The sequence below is a fragment of the Cycloclasticus sp. PY97N genome (genome assembly GCF_002443175.1).
In the GTDB taxonomy this organism is placed as follows: Bacteria; Pseudomonadota; Gammaproteobacteria; order Methylococcales; family Cycloclasticaceae; genus Cycloclasticus; species Cycloclasticus pugetii.
Genome location: NZ_CP023664.1, coordinates 259,142 through 275,311, shown reverse-complemented (window position 1 = coordinate 275,311; position 16,170 = coordinate 259,142). Strand labels below are relative to the sequence as shown.

Annotated in this window: 17 protein-coding genes; 12 read left to right on the top strand and 5 right to left on the bottom strand. The window is 41.3% G+C overall.

What is annotated here, in order from left to right; genetic code table 11:
• The first annotated feature begins 116 nt into the window (after positions 1–116).
• The 7 genes from CPC19_RS01410 to ntrC all read left to right on the top strand — a co-directional run bounded on the left by CPC19_RS01410 (position 117) and on the right by ntrC (position 7,413).
• Complete coding sequence (locus tag CPC19_RS01410) at positions 117–1,157, top strand: tRNA (5-methylaminomethyl-2-thiouridylate)-methyltransferase (protein WP_016390254.1); 1,041 nt, start codon at positions 117–119, stop codon at positions 1,155–1,157.
• Positions 1,154–1,378 (top strand): sulfurtransferase TusA family protein, encoded by a 225-nt coding sequence (locus CPC19_RS01405; RefSeq protein ID WP_015004837.1) that lies wholly within the window; start codon positions 1,154–1,156, stop codon positions 1,376–1,378. The genes CPC19_RS01410 and CPC19_RS01405 overlap by 4 nt, the downstream gene beginning before the upstream one ends.
• 5 nt (positions 1,379–1,383) lie before the next feature.
• Entirely contained in the window at positions 1,384–2,520 is a 1,137-nt protein-coding gene (locus CPC19_RS01400) for a cation diffusion facilitator family transporter (RefSeq protein WP_016390255.1), read from the top strand.
• A 175-nt stretch (positions 2,521–2,695) separates the two neighbouring features.
• The gene (gene glnA / locus CPC19_RS01395) at positions 2,696–4,105 is read left to right on the top strand and encodes a glutamate--ammonia ligase (RefSeq protein ID WP_015004839.1); all 1,410 of its coding nucleotides are present in this window, start codon (positions 2,696–2,698) and stop codon (positions 4,103–4,105) included.
• Positions 4,106–4,213: 108 nt separating this feature from the next.
• A complete protein-coding gene (locus CPC19_RS01390; RefSeq protein ID WP_015004840.1) occupies positions 4,214–4,714 on the top strand; it encodes a DUF4124 domain-containing protein in 501 nt (166 codons plus the stop codon).
• A 146-nt stretch (positions 4,715–4,860) separates the two neighbouring features.
• The gene (gene glnL / locus CPC19_RS01385; RefSeq protein WP_016390257.1) at positions 4,861–5,931 is read left to right on the top strand and encodes a nitrogen regulation protein NR(II); all 1,071 of its coding nucleotides are present in this window, start codon (positions 4,861–4,863) and stop codon (positions 5,929–5,931) included.
• A gap of 69 nt (positions 5,932–6,000) precedes the next feature.
• Positions 6,001–7,413, top strand: a complete 1,413-nt coding sequence (ntrC, locus tag CPC19_RS01380; protein WP_016390258.1) for a nitrogen regulation protein NR(I) — start codon at positions 6,001–6,003, stop codon at positions 7,411–7,413.
• Here ntrC and CPC19_RS01375 read toward each other — a convergent pair.
• Entirely contained in the window at positions 7,410–8,339 is a 930-nt protein-coding gene (locus CPC19_RS01375; protein WP_016390259.1) for a dihydroorotate dehydrogenase, read from the bottom strand. The two genes, ntrC and CPC19_RS01375, sit on opposite strands and share 4 nt — an antisense overlap.
• 62 nt (positions 8,340–8,401) lie before the next feature.
• On the opposite strand from CPC19_RS01375, the gene CPC19_RS01370 reads away from it, so the two are divergent.
• Entirely contained in the window at positions 8,402–8,860 is a 459-nt protein-coding gene (locus tag CPC19_RS01370; protein WP_015004844.1) for a tRNA (cytidine(34)-2'-O)-methyltransferase, read from the top strand.
• 3 nt (positions 8,861–8,863) lie between these two features.
• On the opposite strand, the gene CPC19_RS01365 is transcribed toward CPC19_RS01370, so the two are convergent.
• From CPC19_RS01365 to CPC19_RS01350, 4 genes are read right to left on the bottom strand one after another with little or no spacing between them, the layout of a single operon-like run.
• Complete coding sequence (locus CPC19_RS01365; RefSeq protein ID WP_016390260.1) at positions 8,864–9,874, bottom strand: NAD(P)H-dependent glycerol-3-phosphate dehydrogenase; 1,011 nt, start codon at positions 9,872–9,874, stop codon at positions 8,864–8,866.
• 11 nt (positions 9,875–9,885) lie between these two features.
• Positions 9,886–10,347, bottom strand: a complete 462-nt coding sequence (gene secB, locus CPC19_RS01360) for a protein-export chaperone SecB (protein ID WP_015004846.1) — start codon at positions 10,345–10,347, stop codon at positions 9,886–9,888.
• Between the two features lie 21 nt (positions 10,348–10,368).
• Complete coding sequence (locus CPC19_RS01355; RefSeq protein WP_015004847.1) at positions 10,369–10,794, bottom strand: rhodanese-like domain-containing protein; 426 nt, start codon at positions 10,792–10,794, stop codon at positions 10,369–10,371.
• Between the two features lie 30 nt (positions 10,795–10,824).
• Positions 10,825–11,133, bottom strand: a complete 309-nt coding sequence (locus CPC19_RS01350) for a helix-turn-helix transcriptional regulator (RefSeq protein WP_016390261.1) — start codon at positions 11,131–11,133, stop codon at positions 10,825–10,827.
• A 118-nt stretch (positions 11,134–11,251) separates the two neighbouring features.
• On the opposite strand from CPC19_RS01350, the gene gpmI reads away from it, so the two are divergent.
• From gpmI to CPC19_RS01330, 4 genes are read left to right on the top strand one after another with little or no spacing between them, the layout of a single operon-like run.
• Complete coding sequence (gene gpmI, locus CPC19_RS01345; protein ID WP_236610531.1) at positions 11,252–12,790, top strand: 2,3-bisphosphoglycerate-independent phosphoglycerate mutase; 1,539 nt, start codon at positions 11,252–11,254, stop codon at positions 12,788–12,790.
• 23 nt (positions 12,791–12,813) lie between these two features.
• Complete coding sequence (locus CPC19_RS01340) at positions 12,814–13,980, top strand: murein hydrolase activator EnvC (protein WP_016390263.1); 1,167 nt, start codon at positions 12,814–12,816, stop codon at positions 13,978–13,980.
• 23 nt (positions 13,981–14,003) lie between these two features.
• Positions 14,004–15,293: a S41 family peptidase gene (locus tag CPC19_RS01335; protein WP_016390264.1), complete on the top strand. Its 1,290-nt coding sequence runs from the start codon at positions 14,004–14,006 to the stop codon at positions 15,291–15,293.
• 20 nt (positions 15,294–15,313) lie between these two features.
• On the top strand, positions 15,314–16,096 hold the full coding sequence (locus CPC19_RS01330; RefSeq protein WP_016390265.1) for a divergent polysaccharide deacetylase family protein: 783 nt from the start codon (positions 15,314–15,316) through the stop codon (positions 16,094–16,096).
• The last annotated feature ends 74 nt before the right edge of the window (positions 16,097–16,170 follow it).

Genomic DNA, 16,170 nt, shown 5'->3' with positions numbered 1-16,170 from the left:
TAATAAGCCTACACTTATCATTAAAGCAAGCTTAAATGCATAAGCTATTTAAGCATTTATACGAAACTTGAGGCCCTTTGGGTATAATGATCAATCAATGTATTTAAGAGAAGATTATGGCAACGCAACGTAAAGCGGTCGCACTGATATCAGGTGGTTTAGATTCACTATTAGCGGCAAAAGTTATGCTTGAGCAAGGGGTTCATGTAGAGGGTATAAATTTTTATACAGGGTTTTGTGTGGAAGGGCATACCCATGCAATTCGAAAAAAAGATAAAGCAAAACCGAAAAGAAACAATGCATTATGGAGCGCTGAAAAGCTAGGCATTAAGCTTCATATTATTGATATTATTGAAGAATATAAAGATGTTTTGCTTAACCCAAAGCATGGTTATGGCGCCAATATGAACCCTTGTTTAGATTGTAAAATCTTTATGGTGGGAAAAGCCAAAGAGTGGGCAGAAGAAAATGGCTTTGACTTTATTATTACCGGTGAAGTTATTGGTCAACGTCCGATGTCACAGCGTAAGGAGACTATGCCGGTAATTTCTGAAGAGTCGGGCGCGGATGATTTGTTATTGCGCCCTTTGTGCGCGCAAAATTTGCCAGAAACGCTGCCCGAGCGTGAAGGCTGGGTTAATCGTGACCAATTGTATGACTTTAGTGGGCGGACACGTAAACCTCAAATGGCGCTGGCTGAAAAATTTGGCTTTGATGATTACGCCCAACCTGCTGGTGGTTGTTGTTTCTTAACCGATAAAGCGTATTCCGTTAAGTTAACTGATTTATGGGCTTCTCGAGGCAAACGAGATTATGAAATAGACGATATTATGTTGTTAAAAGTAGGCCGGCATATTCGACCAAAACCAAACTTTAAATTGATAGTGGCTCGTGAAGAAGGTGAGAATAATTTCTTACAGGGTTATAAAAAGCAGTTTATAACGCTAAGAACCATGAGTCATAAAGGGCCATTAACGTTGCTGGATGGAACGGCCAATGATGAAGACCTTAAACTAGCGGCACAAATTGTCGCACGGTTTAGTCAAGGTAGAGATGCAGAAACTGTTGATGTTGAAGTGACTGAGAACGGGGTTAATAAAAACTTTTCCGTAACGCCTTTAAAGGCGGATCAGATTCAAGACGCTTGGCGCGTATGATAGAGCTAGATGCACGCCGGTTAATGTGCCCTATGCCGGTTATAAAAACGCAAAATATAATAAAGACACTGTCTTCAGGTGATAAAGTAAGAGTCAGCTGTACAGATCCTGGTGTTATGCAAGATATTCCTGCTTGGTGTAGAATCAATGGGCATACTGTTTTAAGCACAGAAGAAATTGATCACGAATATATCCTAATTATCAAAGTTGGAAGCGATTAAATAATATGTCTCAACTGATGACTGAAACCATGGCCAAAAAGAATATCACCGTGATTGGTGGCTTGGCTAATTTAGTATTGTCCGTTTTCAAAATTGGTTGTGGTTGGTTCGCTCAATCACACGCATTGGTCGCTGACGGTTTTCATTCTCTGTCCGATTTATTAACAGATGGCTTGGTGTATTACGCATCGCATCATGCCGGCCAAGAGGCGGACGAAAAACACCCGTACGGTCATGCAAGGTTTGAAACATTAGCAACCGTCATTTTAGGTGCTTTGTTGGTGGCTACGGCTGGGGGAATTATTTGGAATGCAATAGCCGGCTTCTTTAATGATGATGTATTGCTGCATGGTTGGTTGGTTATTACTATTGTAATGATCTCTGTCTTATCTAATGAAGTCATGTATCAGCTGACGATGAAAATTGCTCGGGATACAAAATCTGAGTTGATGAAGGCTAATGCGTGGCATCACAGGAGTGATGCGATTTCTTCTTTAGTTGTATTAATAGGTGTTGGTCTTGATATGGCCGGCTTTCAATACTTTGATTCTATTGCGGCAATTATCGTGGGTCTAATGGTGGCAAAGGTTGGGGTTGATCTAGCATTGAATGCGAGTAAGGAGTTAGTCGACACTGCATTGGATGAAGAGGTTGTAGAAAAAATTAAGCAAATCATATTAGACGCCAGTGGCACGAGAGAGCTACATTTTTTACGTACTCGAAAAATGGGGGATACAGCTCTTGTAGATGTGCATATCTTGGTGGACCCTAAAATAAGTGTTTCTGAGGGGCATTTAATTAGCGAAAGGGTACGCTTATCATTAATAAAGGGCGTTGAAAATATTGGTGAGGTGACGGTCCATATCGACCCAGAGGATGATGAGATTTATTCGCCAAGTGTTGATTTACCCTTAAGGCATCGTCTTATAGGCCAGCTTAATGAGTCATGGGAAGGCATTGCTGAAAAAGACGGAGTGTCAAATGTCACCCTTCATTATCTGGATGGTAAGGTAGAGGTTGAAATAGAGCTTCCTTTAGAGGTCATTAATAATATTAGTGAAGCACGGGATGTGTCAGAAAAATTTAAAAAGAAAACGTTAACACTTCCAGAGGTGACGGATGTAAAAGTGTTATTTGTTTAAATTGCCCAAAATTGGTGCGGCTAGTGTAAATAATGCACCAATATTGGGATTTTAAGCCGTGAAAAAGGTAAATATCCGTAAAATACAACAAGTTATGTTTTGGCATATTATGTGCACAAAATGTCGAGCTAACTTAATTTTAGAAGCAATCATTTAAAAAACTTTAGGAGTAATCATGTCAGCACAAGATGTATTAGATTTGATCAAAGAAAAAGAAGTCGCTTTTGTTGATTTCCGTTTCGTTGATACTATTGGTAAAGAACAACACGTAACAGTTCCATCACATACGGTAGATGCTGATGTGTTTGAGGACGGCAAAATGTTTGATGGATCTTCCATTCTAGGTTGGAAGGGTATTAATGAGTCAGACATGATTTTGATGCCAGATCCATCAACAGCTGTTTTAGACCCATTTTTTGATGACGTAACGCTGATTATCCGTTGTGATGTTGTTGAGCCTAGCGATATGTCTGGCTATGAAAGAGACCCTCGCTCAATTGCTAAAAGAGCAGAAGAGTATCTTCAGTCAACAGGTATTGGTGACGCGGCTTATTTTGGTCCAGAAAATGAGTTTTTTGTATTTGATGATATTCGTTGGAAAACAGACATGTCGGGGTCTTTTTATAAAATAGACTCTGAAGAAGCGGGCTGGAATTCAGAAAAAGATTATGAAAGTGGCAACATGGGTCACCGTCCTGGTACAAAAGGCGGTTATTTCCCAGTCCCTCCTGTTGATTCTCTTCATGACATGCGTGCGGCTATGTGTTTAACGCTTGAAGAAATGGGTCAAGAGACTGAAGTTCATCACCATGAAGTAGCAACAGCGGGCCAGTGTGAAATTGGCACAGTGTTCAATACATTGGTGAAGAAAGCAGATGAGGTCTTAGAGCTTAAATATGTAGTTCAAAACGTTGCTCACGCCTATGGCAAAACAGCTACTTTTATGCCGAAGCCAATCGTTGGTGATAACGGTAATGGTATGCATGTTCACCAATCAATTTTTAAAGACGGCAAAGCATTATTTTCTGGTGATTTATATGGCGGTTTATCTGAAATAGCCTTGTTTTATATTGGCGGTATTATTAAACATGCTAAGGCAATTAACGCCTTCGCAAATGCTTCAACAAACAGCTACAAACGTTTAGTACCGGGTTTTGAAGCACCTGTTATGTTGGCTTATTCTGCACGTAACCGTTCAGCATCTATTCGAATTCCTTTTGTAGCAAACCCTAAAGGTCGTCGAATTGAAGTGCGTTTTGCTGATTCAACGGCAAACCCATACTTATGTTTCTCAGCCATGTTAATGGCGGGTCTTGATGGTATTAAGAATAAGATCCACCCTGGCGAAGCTATGGATAAAGACCTTTATGATTTGCCACCAGAAGAAGAAGCTGCAATTCCACAAGTAGCGACTTCATTTGATGAAGCACTAGTTGCATTGGATAAAGACCGTGCGTTCTTAACTGAGGGCGGTGTGTTTACTGATGATATGATTGATGGCTACATTAAATTAAAAATGGAAGAAGTGACTCGCCTAAGGATGAGCACTCACCCGATTGAGTTTGATATGTACTACAGCTTGTAAAATTGCATTAATGTAATGAAAGACCCCGCTATTGCGGGGTTTTTTTTTGCACAAATTTTAAGAAATATGGTCTTATGGTTGCATAGCACAGTCATAAAGGAGCAGGGTATGAAGCGAAGTATTATTTTAATCACAATTTTTTTAGCGGGTTTTGTGCAAGCCGATGTTTATAAATATATCAATAAACAAGGGAAAACAGCCTACTCCGACACACCTGTTAAAGGTGCAGAGAAAGTGATTGTGCCGCCGATTATGACTTATGAGGCACCTAATATTCCTACAAAAAAAATAGTGACTTCAGAAGAGCGCAAAGAGTTAACTGAAGCCAATATTCCTTATGATCATATTAGTATTATTTCACCCATTGAGCAGGGAACGGTTAGGAGTAATCAAGGTATTGTGAATGTTACATATGATTTGCAGCCGGCTTTGCAAGAAGAAGATACGGTTGAATTATTACTTGATGGGGTGGTTCAAGAAGGCTTCAATCTTGAGGGGGTGGAGCGTGGTGCGCATGTTGTTCAGGTGCAAGTAATAGATAAGAATGGTGAGGTGAAAATAACTAGCCCCAGTGTGACTTTTTATTTACAAAGAAGCACAGCATCATAAAGATATAAAGCGTTTAACAATGGGACGTTAAAATAAAAATGCACTGCACTGGTGCATAAAATTTCTGTTAACGAGTATGATGAGACCTATGTTTATTAAAGAGGGCACCTCATACTACTTGGCGCATTAATTGCTAGGTATCTAGAATGAAAAAACACACCTTTATGCCAAATTCTGTCATGGAACAACTGTCTGTCGGTATATTGCTGTTTAACGAAAAAAATGCGTTAGTTTATATAAACAATGCAGCTGAAGAATTACTTGATATCAGTGAACGTAAAGCCATTGGCGCGAAGGCAGAAAACCTGTTTAAAACAGCACGCTTTGATATCAATAAGGTGTTTCAGCGTAGCCGGCAACTAGGGTCAAAAGTGACTGAGCACTTGGTTCCCATCGGCCACCCCGTTGGAACAAAAAGAAGCGTAAGTTTATCAGCAACACCATTATCAAATAATAGTAATGACGATGAAGAAGAGCTGCTCGTTGAAATCGTTGATTTTAATTACTATTTACAGATCGATCATGATGAAAAATTATTAGCGCAAAATGAACTAGCGACCAATATGTTACGAGGGCTTGCGCATGAAATTAAAAACCCATTAGGTGGTATTAGGGGGGCTGCTCAGTTGCTATCAAAAGAGTTAAATGGTGATTTTTCTGACTATATACACGTTATTATCGAAGAGGCGGACCGCTTAAGAACGCTAGTTGATCGAATGTTGGGGTCATCAGAGTTACCGAATCATCAATACATTAATATACATGTGATTTTGGAACGTGTAAGGCAATTAGTGGAAGCCGAGGTTAATGAAAAAGTCATCATAAGAGCAGATTATGATCCTAGTCTTCCAGATATCAAGGCAGATAAAGATCAGCTTATTCAAGCATTACTAAATGTAGTTAGGAATGCAACGCAAGCAGTTCAAGATGGTGGTGAAATTATCCTTAGAACGCGAATACATCGAAATTTTACGATAGGTGATGAGACTAGAAAGTTAGCGGTAAAAATTGATGTAATTGATGACGGGCCTGGCATCGAGAAAGAGATGCAAACAAAAATTTTCTACCCGATGGTGACTGGGCGAACTGACGGAACGGGTTTGGGCTTATCAATAGCTCAGACAAATGTGCAGCGCCATAGTGGCATTATAGAAGTGGCCAGTGAACCGGGCCACACGGTTTTTTCAACAATATTACCGCTAGAAAAAGCAGGATAACTAGGGAGTGTAATACCTAATGGGTTGTCGAGTAAAACGTAAGCATCAGATAAATGGATAGTATTAATTATGGGTGAAAAGATAAAAGCATGGGTGGTCGATGATGATCGTTCTATTCGATGGGTGTTGGAAACAGCATTAAAAAGAGAGGGTCACCAAGTTACTTGTTTTGAGAGTGCAGAAGGTATCCTAAACCTTATGCACAAAGATAAGCCGGATGTGTTGCTAACTGATATTCGTATGCCCGGCAAAAGTGGCATTGAACTCCTTGCAGAACTACAGAAACATTATCCAGATTTACCTGCGATTGTGATGACGGCTCATTCAGATATGGACAGTGCGGTGTCTGCCTATGATGGTGGTGCTTTTGAATATTTGCCTAAACCTTTTGATGTTGATGAGGTTGTTAATCAAGTTGAACGAGCCTACGAGCACCTTAAAAAGAAAACAAGCGCTGTTGAGCAACCTGATACTCAAGATGAGGCCAGTGAGTCGGGCATTATTGGTAGTGCTCCAGCTATGCAGGTTGTTTTTAGGGCGATTGGGCGCTTGTCAAAGTCTAATATTACGGTGATGGTAAATGGAGAATCAGGCACCGGTAAGGAATTAGTTGCCAAGGCCCTTCATCAACATAGTTTAAGAAGAGATAAACCGTTTATAGCGTTAAATATGGCGGCGATTCCTAAAGATTTATTAGAGTCTGAGCTATTTGGGCATGAGAAAGGGGCATTTACTGGCGCAACGAGTCGTCGAAAAGGGCGTTTTGAGCAAGCCGATGGTGGGACGCTGTTTTTAGATGAAATTGGTGATATGCCAGCAGATATGCAAACACGTTTATTGCGGGTACTGTCAGATGGAGAGTTCTTTTCTGTCGGTGGTCATCAACCAATAAAGGTGGATGTGCGTATTATTGCGGCAACACATCAGGGGCTAGAAAAACTTGTTGAAGAAAAACTTTTTAGAGAAGATTTATTCCATCGTTTAAATGTGGTGCGTATCAAAATCCCTCCGGTTCGAGAACGTCGCGAAGATATTCCATTACTTCTAAAACATTTTTTAGCTAAGGCTGCCAGCGAGTTGGAAGATGATGTGAAGTTGTTGGATGACGAAACCATGCAGTATCTGTCAGGCTTGCCTTGGTTGGGTAATGTTAGGCAAATTGAAAATACCTGTCATTTATTAACTGCAATGTGCCCGAGTAACATCATTCAGTTAGATGACCTACCTGATGAGTTGAAAAATATCACCTCGACAGAAAAAGTGATGGTTGAGGGTGACTGGTTAGACGCAGCAAAAGAAGATATTACTAAAAGATTATTAGCAGGGGAAGCAGATGTGGCGAAAAGGGTGGTGGCTTCGGTAGAAAAGGTATTAATTATGCAAGCATTGGATGTTACCAAGGGGCGCAGGCAAGAAGCGGCAAAATTACTAGGCTTTGGGCGAAATACCTTAACTCGGAAAATTAAAGATTTTAGTGCTTAACAGTCGAGGCTACCGATTAATTCAGAAAAATGGTTAAGTTGGTGTGTATCGAGATAATCGGTTATCCCATCATTAACTTTTTTACTCAGTAAGGGGTCATAGAATAGCCCTGTACCAAGACCAACTGCGCTAGCTCCAGCAATAATAAACTCAAGGGCATCATTAGCGGTAGTGATACCGCCTTGGCCAATAATAGGAATATTATGTGCTTTGCAGACTTGATAGACTTGATGAACTTTCAATAAAGCAATGGGTTTAATTGCCGGGCCAGAAAGCCCGCCCTGTACATTACCAATAATGGGGGTTCTTGTGTTGGTGTCGATAGCCATGCCCATTAAAGTGTTGATGACTGAAAAGGCATCGCTACCGGCGTCAATACAACGTTGTGCATTGTCAGCAATATTTGTTTGATTGGGGGATAGTTTAGTAATTAGTGGTTTGTTGGTAACGGATCGACAGGCTTCTACCACGCGTGCAGACATGTCAGGATCGTTGCCAAATGTCACACCACCTTCTTTTACATTCGGGCAAGAAATATTAATTTCTATGGCATCAATAGCAGATTGATCAAAAAGCCGTGTTACCTCAGTGTATTCTTCGATGGTGGAGCCAGAAACATTCGCAATAAAACGAGTTTCTTGGAAATTTAGCGAAGGAAGTATCTCATCAACAACCTTATTGGCACCGGGGTTTTGCAGGCCAATCGCGTTTAACATGCCCGATGGGGTTTCGTAAACGCGGTGTGTTGGGTTTCCAGGGCGGGCGCTCAACGTGGTGCCTTTAAGACAAACAGCGCCAATATCTCGATGAGAAAAACCCTCTACGCGGGTGTATTCTTGACCGAAGCCAACACAGCCAGAAAGTAAGACAACGGGTGTTTGGAATCGCATTCCACAAAAGTAAGAGGCTAATTTAGGGTGTAACATTTGCTGACTGATAGTGAGATAATATGCTCAATTATACCAGTTAACCCAAGGTTAATATCATCATGATCCATGTCGTTTTATTTGAACCAGAAATTCCTCCTAATACGGGTAATGTAATGCGCCTTTGCGCTAATGCTGGGGTGCGTTTAAGTTTGATTCACCCGCTCGGTTTCGAAATTAACGATAAACAGTTAAGGCGAGCAGGGATGGATTACCGAGACGTGGCGGATGTGAAGGAATATCAAAATTTTGATGAATTTTTAGACGGCGAAAAACCAAACAGGGTGTTTGCTTTTTCTAGGTTTGCAAAAAGTAATTATTCGCAGGTCAGCTATCAAGCTGGCGATGCCTTGGTTTTTGGTCCTGAAACGAGAGGCTTGCCAAAGGCATTTATTGAAGCCTTACCAGAGCAGCAGCGACTTTTAATTCCAATGAAGGAGGGTAATAGAAGCCTTAATTTATCAAACTCAGTTGCTGTAGCGGTGTATGAGGCATGGCGCCAACATGATTTCGAATGGTAAAAACTAGTCTAGCTGAGGTTCGGCCAATTGAGCGCGGCTGAGCAAATATCTAACGGCTACGTCAGGGGCTAATCCTTCATACAAAATTCGGTATGTTTGAATGCAGATGGGCATATCGAGTGACCACTTTTCACAAATAGCATGCACTTCACGAGCAGCATGGATGCCTTCTACTTCTTGGCCAATCGTTTGTTTTGCGTCATCAATTTTTTTACCCTGTCCAAGCTGTAAACCAAGACGTCGGTTACGTGATTGATTATCGGTACAAGTCAATACTAAATCACCGACACCGGCTAAGCCAAGAAAAGAACTTTCCGAGCAATTATAGACATGGCCGAGTTGTACCATTTCAGTTAAGCCTAGGGTGATTAATGCGGCTCGAGCATTGGCTCCGTAACCTAAACCATCAGAAATACCGGCAGCAATGGCTAAGATATTTTTCATGGCGCCACCTATTTCTGCGCTAGCAAGGTGCTTAGTTGGGAAGGTCAGGAAGTTAGCGTTTCGTATTATATCTGCAACCTCAGTGGCAACCTCGATATCTGTAGAAGCTACTACAACGGCTGTGGGCAGATTATCTGCAACTTCAAGTGCAAAACTAGGCCCAGAGATTAGGGCTAACTTTGTATCCTTACCTAGGGTTTCTATGACGATTTCATGTGCTAATAGCCCTGTGCCGGTTTCAAAGCCTTTTGTTATCCAGCTCACGATAGTATCTTTTTTAAGCTGAGGCTTACATTTAAGTAGCGTTTGTCTAAATGCATGACTGGGAACAGCAAGCATTAAAAAATCGTGTTCTTCGACGGTTTCTTCCAGCTGATCTGTAACGCTTAAGGTGCTGGGGAAGTCGGTGCCAGGAAGAAATTCAACGTTACTATTATCAATCTTGAGTTGCTTAATATGGCTCGGGTTATGTCCCCATAATGTAATGTGGTGACCTGCTCTGGCCATCATCACAGCCATGGCGGTACCCCACGAGCCAGCACCAAGAACAGCTATTTTTTTAGGGCTCATCTGCGTATTAGTTAATTGGCTTTGGAGATATCGTTTTGTTGGCTATGCTGAGCGTATAAAGCATCAAAGTTAACAGGGTTTAGTAACATTGGAGGGAAGCCGCCTTTGGTGACAACCTCAGAAACCACTTCACGTAAATAGGGAAATAAAACACTTGGGCAAAAGCTACCTAAGAGTGGGCCTAACTCAGGCTCTGAGAAACCTTTAACACCGAAAATTCCTACCTGGGTCGCTTCAACTAAGTAGGCCACGCTGTCATTATTTTTTACGGTGACGGTAACAGTGATTGAGACTTCAAAAAGGTCTTGAGGTGCTTTTTTGGCATTACTGTTTAAGTTTATATCAACATTGGGTTCCCACTTTTCTGTAAAAACAGTGGGTGTGTTAGGCGATTCAAAAGATAGGTCTTTTACATATAGTTTTTGAATTGCAAATTGTTTGTCAGATGAAGCGGTTTGTTCGGTAGAGGCCATATGGATTCCAGATGAAAAGGGTTATTTTTTAACGAGTGGCATGCTGGCGGCTTCCCAAGCTTGGATCCCACCGCTTAAAGCATGCACATTAGTTCTGCCAAGCTTGCTGAGTGTTTTGCAAGCTTCGTCAGAACGTGTTCCTGACTTACAGTAAAGTATTAGCGGGCGTTCCTCGTATTTATTTAACGCATCAGCGTTATCTTTTATCTCAGAGATCGGCATCAATACGGCGCCTGAAATGTGACCACTTTTAAACTCGTCTTTAGTACGTGTATCAATAACGACAGCGTCTTCACGGTTAATCAGGTTGATCGCTTCAGATGGGGAAATGAGTTTATATTTGCGGGTAATGTCGCTAAAAAAAGACTGTAACAATAAAATAATAACAAACAGCAAGGCAATAAAAAGCAGGCTGTGATTGCTGATAAATTCCAAATAAATATCCATCTTAGGGTGAGCCTTAAAGTATTAGATTAATTAGCAGTAGATTTTTTTTAATAAATGTACGACATCTATAGAGGCCTTTTCAGCCACGCTATAGAGGACTTGAGTGGCATTTTTACGGTATTGTAAAACGCCATTATTTCGCATAATTGCAAGATGTTGTGAGACGTTGCTTTGGGTAGAGCCAACACTGTCTAATAGTTGTTGTACAGTTTTTTCGTCATGCCCTAGCTGACAAATGATTTTTAGCCTAATAGGGTGAGAGAGCACTTTAAGAAGATCAGCGGCTTTGTTTATTTCCTCATCACTTTCGATGAGTTTGTCCATAGCTAGGTTGCTCATAGGGCTTGTCTTTGCATATAGTTAAAGTATTAAAAGGGCATATATCGTAAAATGGATGACATATATTAACCCATTATAACAAGCAAACTGTGGAGATAGCATTTTGAAGCAACATTTAATTAAACGCCCTATTGTGTTAATGATTTTAGATGGCTTTGGTTACGCTGAGGCAGGAGAATCTAACGCCATTAATGCGGCGAACACGCCAACCTGGGACAGACTATGGGCAACCAAGCCTAAAGCTTTATTAGATTGTTCAGGCTCGGTAGTGGGGTTACCAGATAGGCAAATGGGTAATTCAGAGGTTGGGCATTTGCACTTGGGTGCAGGACGCTTATTGCCGCAAACGTTTACGCAATTAAATGATGATGTTCATTCGGGTGAATTTAAAAACAATCCAGTACTTTGTGATGTAGTAAATGATGTGATTGAAGATGATAAGGCGCTACATGTTGTAGGCTTATTATCGCCTGGTGGTGTACATAGCCATGAAGATCACCTTAAAGCAATGATAGAAATGGCTGCTGAGAAAGGTGTTAAAAAGCTTTATTTGCATGCCATCTTAGATGGCAGGGACACACCGCCGAAAAGTGCTAAGGCGTCATTAGAAAAAATGGAGCTTTTATATAAACAGTTAGGTGTTGGCAAAACGGTGTCTTTAGTAGGTCGTTTTTATGCGATGGATAGAGATAATCGTTGGGATAGAGTCCAACTGGCGTATGACCTATTGAGCCAAGGGAAAGCAGAATATTCTGCTGAAGATGCAATTAGTGGATTAATGGCATCTTACGGACGCGAGCAAACAGATGAGTTCGTCTTGCCAACCAGCATACACCCTACTAGTAGCCAGGCTATTAAAATAGAAGATGGCGACAGCGTTGTTTTTATGAATTTTAGATCAGATAGAACACGTGAATTAACCAGGGCATTTACAGAAACTGGCTTCAATGAGTTTGAGCGAGCTGAGGTGCCGTTATTGAATAAATTTGTGTGTTTAACACAGTACCATGAGGATTTTGATTTGCCCGTTGCCTACCCTCCTATAGAGGTAAATAACGGCTTTGGAGAGGTGCTTGCCAGTAAAGGTCTAAAGCAGTTGCGTATTGCTGAAACTGAAAAGTATGCGCATGTTACGTTCTTTTTTAATGGTGGTGATGACGCACCAAATGAGGGTGAGGATCGAGTTTTAATTCCATCGCCAAATGTTAAAACATATGATTTACAACCAGAGATGAGTGCGCCAGAACTCACAGATAAATTGGTTGAGGCTGTTTTATCAGAAAAATATGATGCCATTATTACCAATTATGCAAACTGCGATATGGTTGGCCATACAGGTAATTTTGATGCAGCGGTGAAAGCTGTTGAAACGATTGATGCCTGCATTGCAAGGTTGTTGGAAGCACTTGAAAAAGTAGGCGGTGAGGTTTTTATCACGGCGGATCATGGTAATGCCGAACAAATGACGGATCCAGATTCTGGTCAGACGCACACAGCGCATACCACCAACCCAGTGCCCTTTGTTTATGTTGGCCGTTGCGCACAGCTTGATAGCAGCGGTGATTTAGCAGATGTCGCGCCTACGATGTTGGCCGCTATGGGGCTTAGTCCATCAGCCGAGATGAGTGGGCATAGTTTGCTTCATTTAACCAGTTAAAGTAGTACCTCTAGCCAATAAGAATGTTAAAGCAACGACTTATTTTAACGACGCTTATATTAGTTTCGTTACTGGGTTCAGGGTCCTTATTTGCATCGCCTGAGAGTGAGAAAAAGAAACAACTGGCTTTGTTGCGCGAGCGGATGCAATTGGTGGAAAAAAACATCGCTTTAACGCAGCAATCAAAAACTAAAGAGGAAAAGGCGCTTAAACAACTGGATAAACGCTTGGCTGAGTCTTCAAAAAGGCTTCGTTTGCTGAATGAAAAGCTTGATGAAACAGACAAAAAAATTAAGCAATTGCGAGCCCAGCAAGCTAGGCTAAAAGAACAGACTAAGGTGCAAAAACAGTTATTGGCCGAGCAATTAAAGTCGGCGTATTTAATGGGTAAGCAACAGCGTGTGAAGATGTTGCTTAATCAACAGCACCCAGATCGGATGAGTCGAGTAATACAGTACTATGACTATTTCAACCAAGCGAGATTGGACAATGTAACGGCACTGGACGCGGGTATTAAAAAATTAATTGATGTTGAAGTGGCGCTAGATGATCAGTTGAGTGAGTTAGCCACCTTTATTGACGCAAAAAAAACGGAGAACGAGCAGTTAATGGCGGCTAAGAGTCAACGTAAAAAGGTGTTGGCTCAGTTAGGTAAAGAGATGAAATCAGCGGCCGATGAATTGGCTGAATTAAAAGAAAATGAAAAACGCTTAACAACGCTATTAGCTAGTATTCGCCAAGTCATTATTGATACGCCTGTGTTGGCCCAGCAAAATAAACCTTTTAAGAGCTTAAAAGGTCGATTGCCTTGGCCTATAAAAGGCTCGATACGTAAGCGATTTGGTAGTGCAAGACAATCTGGTCGCTATGACGGGGTTGTTATTGCTGCAAGCGAAGGCACCGCCATTAAGGCTATCTCGCATGGTAGAGTAGTGTATGCGGATTGGTTAAGAGGCTATGGTTTGTTGATTATCGTCGATCATGGTTCAAACTATATGAGTTTATATGCCTTCAATGAAGGGTTGTACAAAGAAGTGGGTGACTGGGTTGAAGCGGGTGAAATGATAGCAACGGTTGGAGTGAGTGGCGGACAACAAAAAGCCGGTCTATACTTCAGCATTAGAAAAAATGGAAAGCCGGTGAATCCTATTCAATGGTGTCGAGCGGTTAAAAAAGGTCGCGTTGGGTAATTTTGTAAGTTAATGGAGTTGATATGAATTTTTTACGTAAAACATTGCCAGTGTTAATGGTAGGTGCTGCACTGGGTATTATGTTGAGCATTGGCGGGACCGTGTTGGCTGAGAAAGAACGGGTTAACAGTTCGTTACCATTAGAGGATTTAAAGGCATTTTCAGAAGTATTTGGCCAAATTAAAGCGTCTTATGTTGAAGAGGTTAGTGATCACGACCTATTAGAGAATGCGATAAAAGGGATGTTAACGGGCTTGGACCCTCACTCAACCTATTTGGATAAAAAAGCCTTTAAAGATTTGCGTGAAGGAACACGTGGGGAATTTGGTGGTTTAGGCATCGAAGTAGGTATGGAAGATGGTTTCGTAAAAGTTATTACGCCAATTGATGATACGCCTGCTTTTAAAGCAGGGATAGAAGCCGGTGATTTGGTGATTCGTTTAGATGAAAAACCAGTAAAAGGCATGACCTTGTCAGATGCAGTAAAAATAATGCGCGGCAAACCAGGGACCGATATTCTGTTAACGATTATAAGAGAAGGTGAGCCGAAGCCACTTAAAATTAAGATCACCCGTGCAGTTATTAAAGTGGTTAGTGTGAAAAATCGTCTTTTAGAACCCGGCTATGGCTATGTAAGAATTGCCAGCTTCCAAACAAGGACTGGAGAAAACCTAAATGACGCGATTTCTGAGTTAAAAAAAGAATCTGAAGGTAATGAGCTAAAAGGTCTGGTATTGGATTTACGTAATAACCCTGGTGGTTTATTAAATGCGGCCGTGTCAGTGAGTGATGCTTTCTTAAGCGATGGTTTAATTGTTTACACAGAAGGCCGTATTGAGCATTCTAAAATGAGCTTTAAAGCAGGCCCCAATGATGTTTTAAAAGGTGCTCCAATTGTTGTGTTGATTAATGGTGGTTCTGCGTCGGCCTCAGAAATTGTTGCTGGTGCGTTACAAGACCATAAGCGTGCAGTGATTATGGGGCAGCAAAGTTTTGGTAAAGGTTCGGTGCAAACGATTTTAGAAAACAATAAAGGCGGAGCGATTAAATTAACCACAGCGCGTTACTTCACGCCATCAGGTCGCTCAATTCAAGCTGAAGGGATCACGCCTGACATTACTTTATCGGCAGTAAAGTTAGAACAATTAGAAGATGATTTTGTTGCAATTAAAGAAAAAGATTTAACAAAGCATTTAGTGAACCCCGAAGGCGAAGAAGAAAAGGAAGAAAAAGTAGTAGAGCAAGTGAGTACAGATTACCCCTTGCACGAAGCGCTTAATTTGCTTAAAGGCATCAATATTTTAAGAAAGTAAGCGATAGGCACGAGCGACCGGTGGAAAAGTTAATTATGGCTCGGACTTTTTTATTGATCGCTTGTGTTTTTTTGATAGGGCCTAGCCACGCCGAGGAAGTAAAACCAGAGGCGGTTATCAGTATTATTATTGATGATATTGGTTATCGTTTAGAAGAAGGCAGGCAGCTGATTAATCTATCGGCCAACTTAACGTATGCGGTTTTACCCAATGCACCAAAAGCCAGACAGTTGGCCAATCTTGCGCATCAGCATGGGCACGAAGTTATGCTGCATATGCCAATGCAGTCAACCCTTGGAGAAGCTGCCGAAGAGGGTGCCTTAGCCATTGATATGAAAGAAAAAGAGGTGGAGCAGGCCCTGTTGCAGGCGTTTAATAAAGTACCTCACGCAATCGGTATGAATAATCACCAAGGGAGTTTGCTAACACGGCATCCTGGCCATATGGAATGGGTGATGAAAACAATGCGGCAGGGAAATTATTTTTTTGTTGATAGTCGTACTGCTGGGCAGTCTATTGCCGCGCAAATTGCCGTTGAACAAGGTGTGCCCGTCCTTAGTCGTGATGTTTTTCTCGACCACACTATTGATGAAGAAAAGATTAAACAACAGTTTGATATATTGATTAAACAAGCTTTAGAAAACGGTTATGCCGTGGGCATTGGTCACCCATATCCAGAAACATTAAGTGTATTGCAAGAAATGTTACCCACATTAGCCTTACGGGGGGTGAAGCTTGAGCCTATTTCATATCAGCTTCGGAAAAGATCGGCACAAATGGTAGTGGGTAAGATCATTAACTAAATTGCACGCTGTTTCAGCAATGAACACAAAAAGTCCCTGCTGATAAAACCAGCAGGGACTTTTTAACAAAGCAT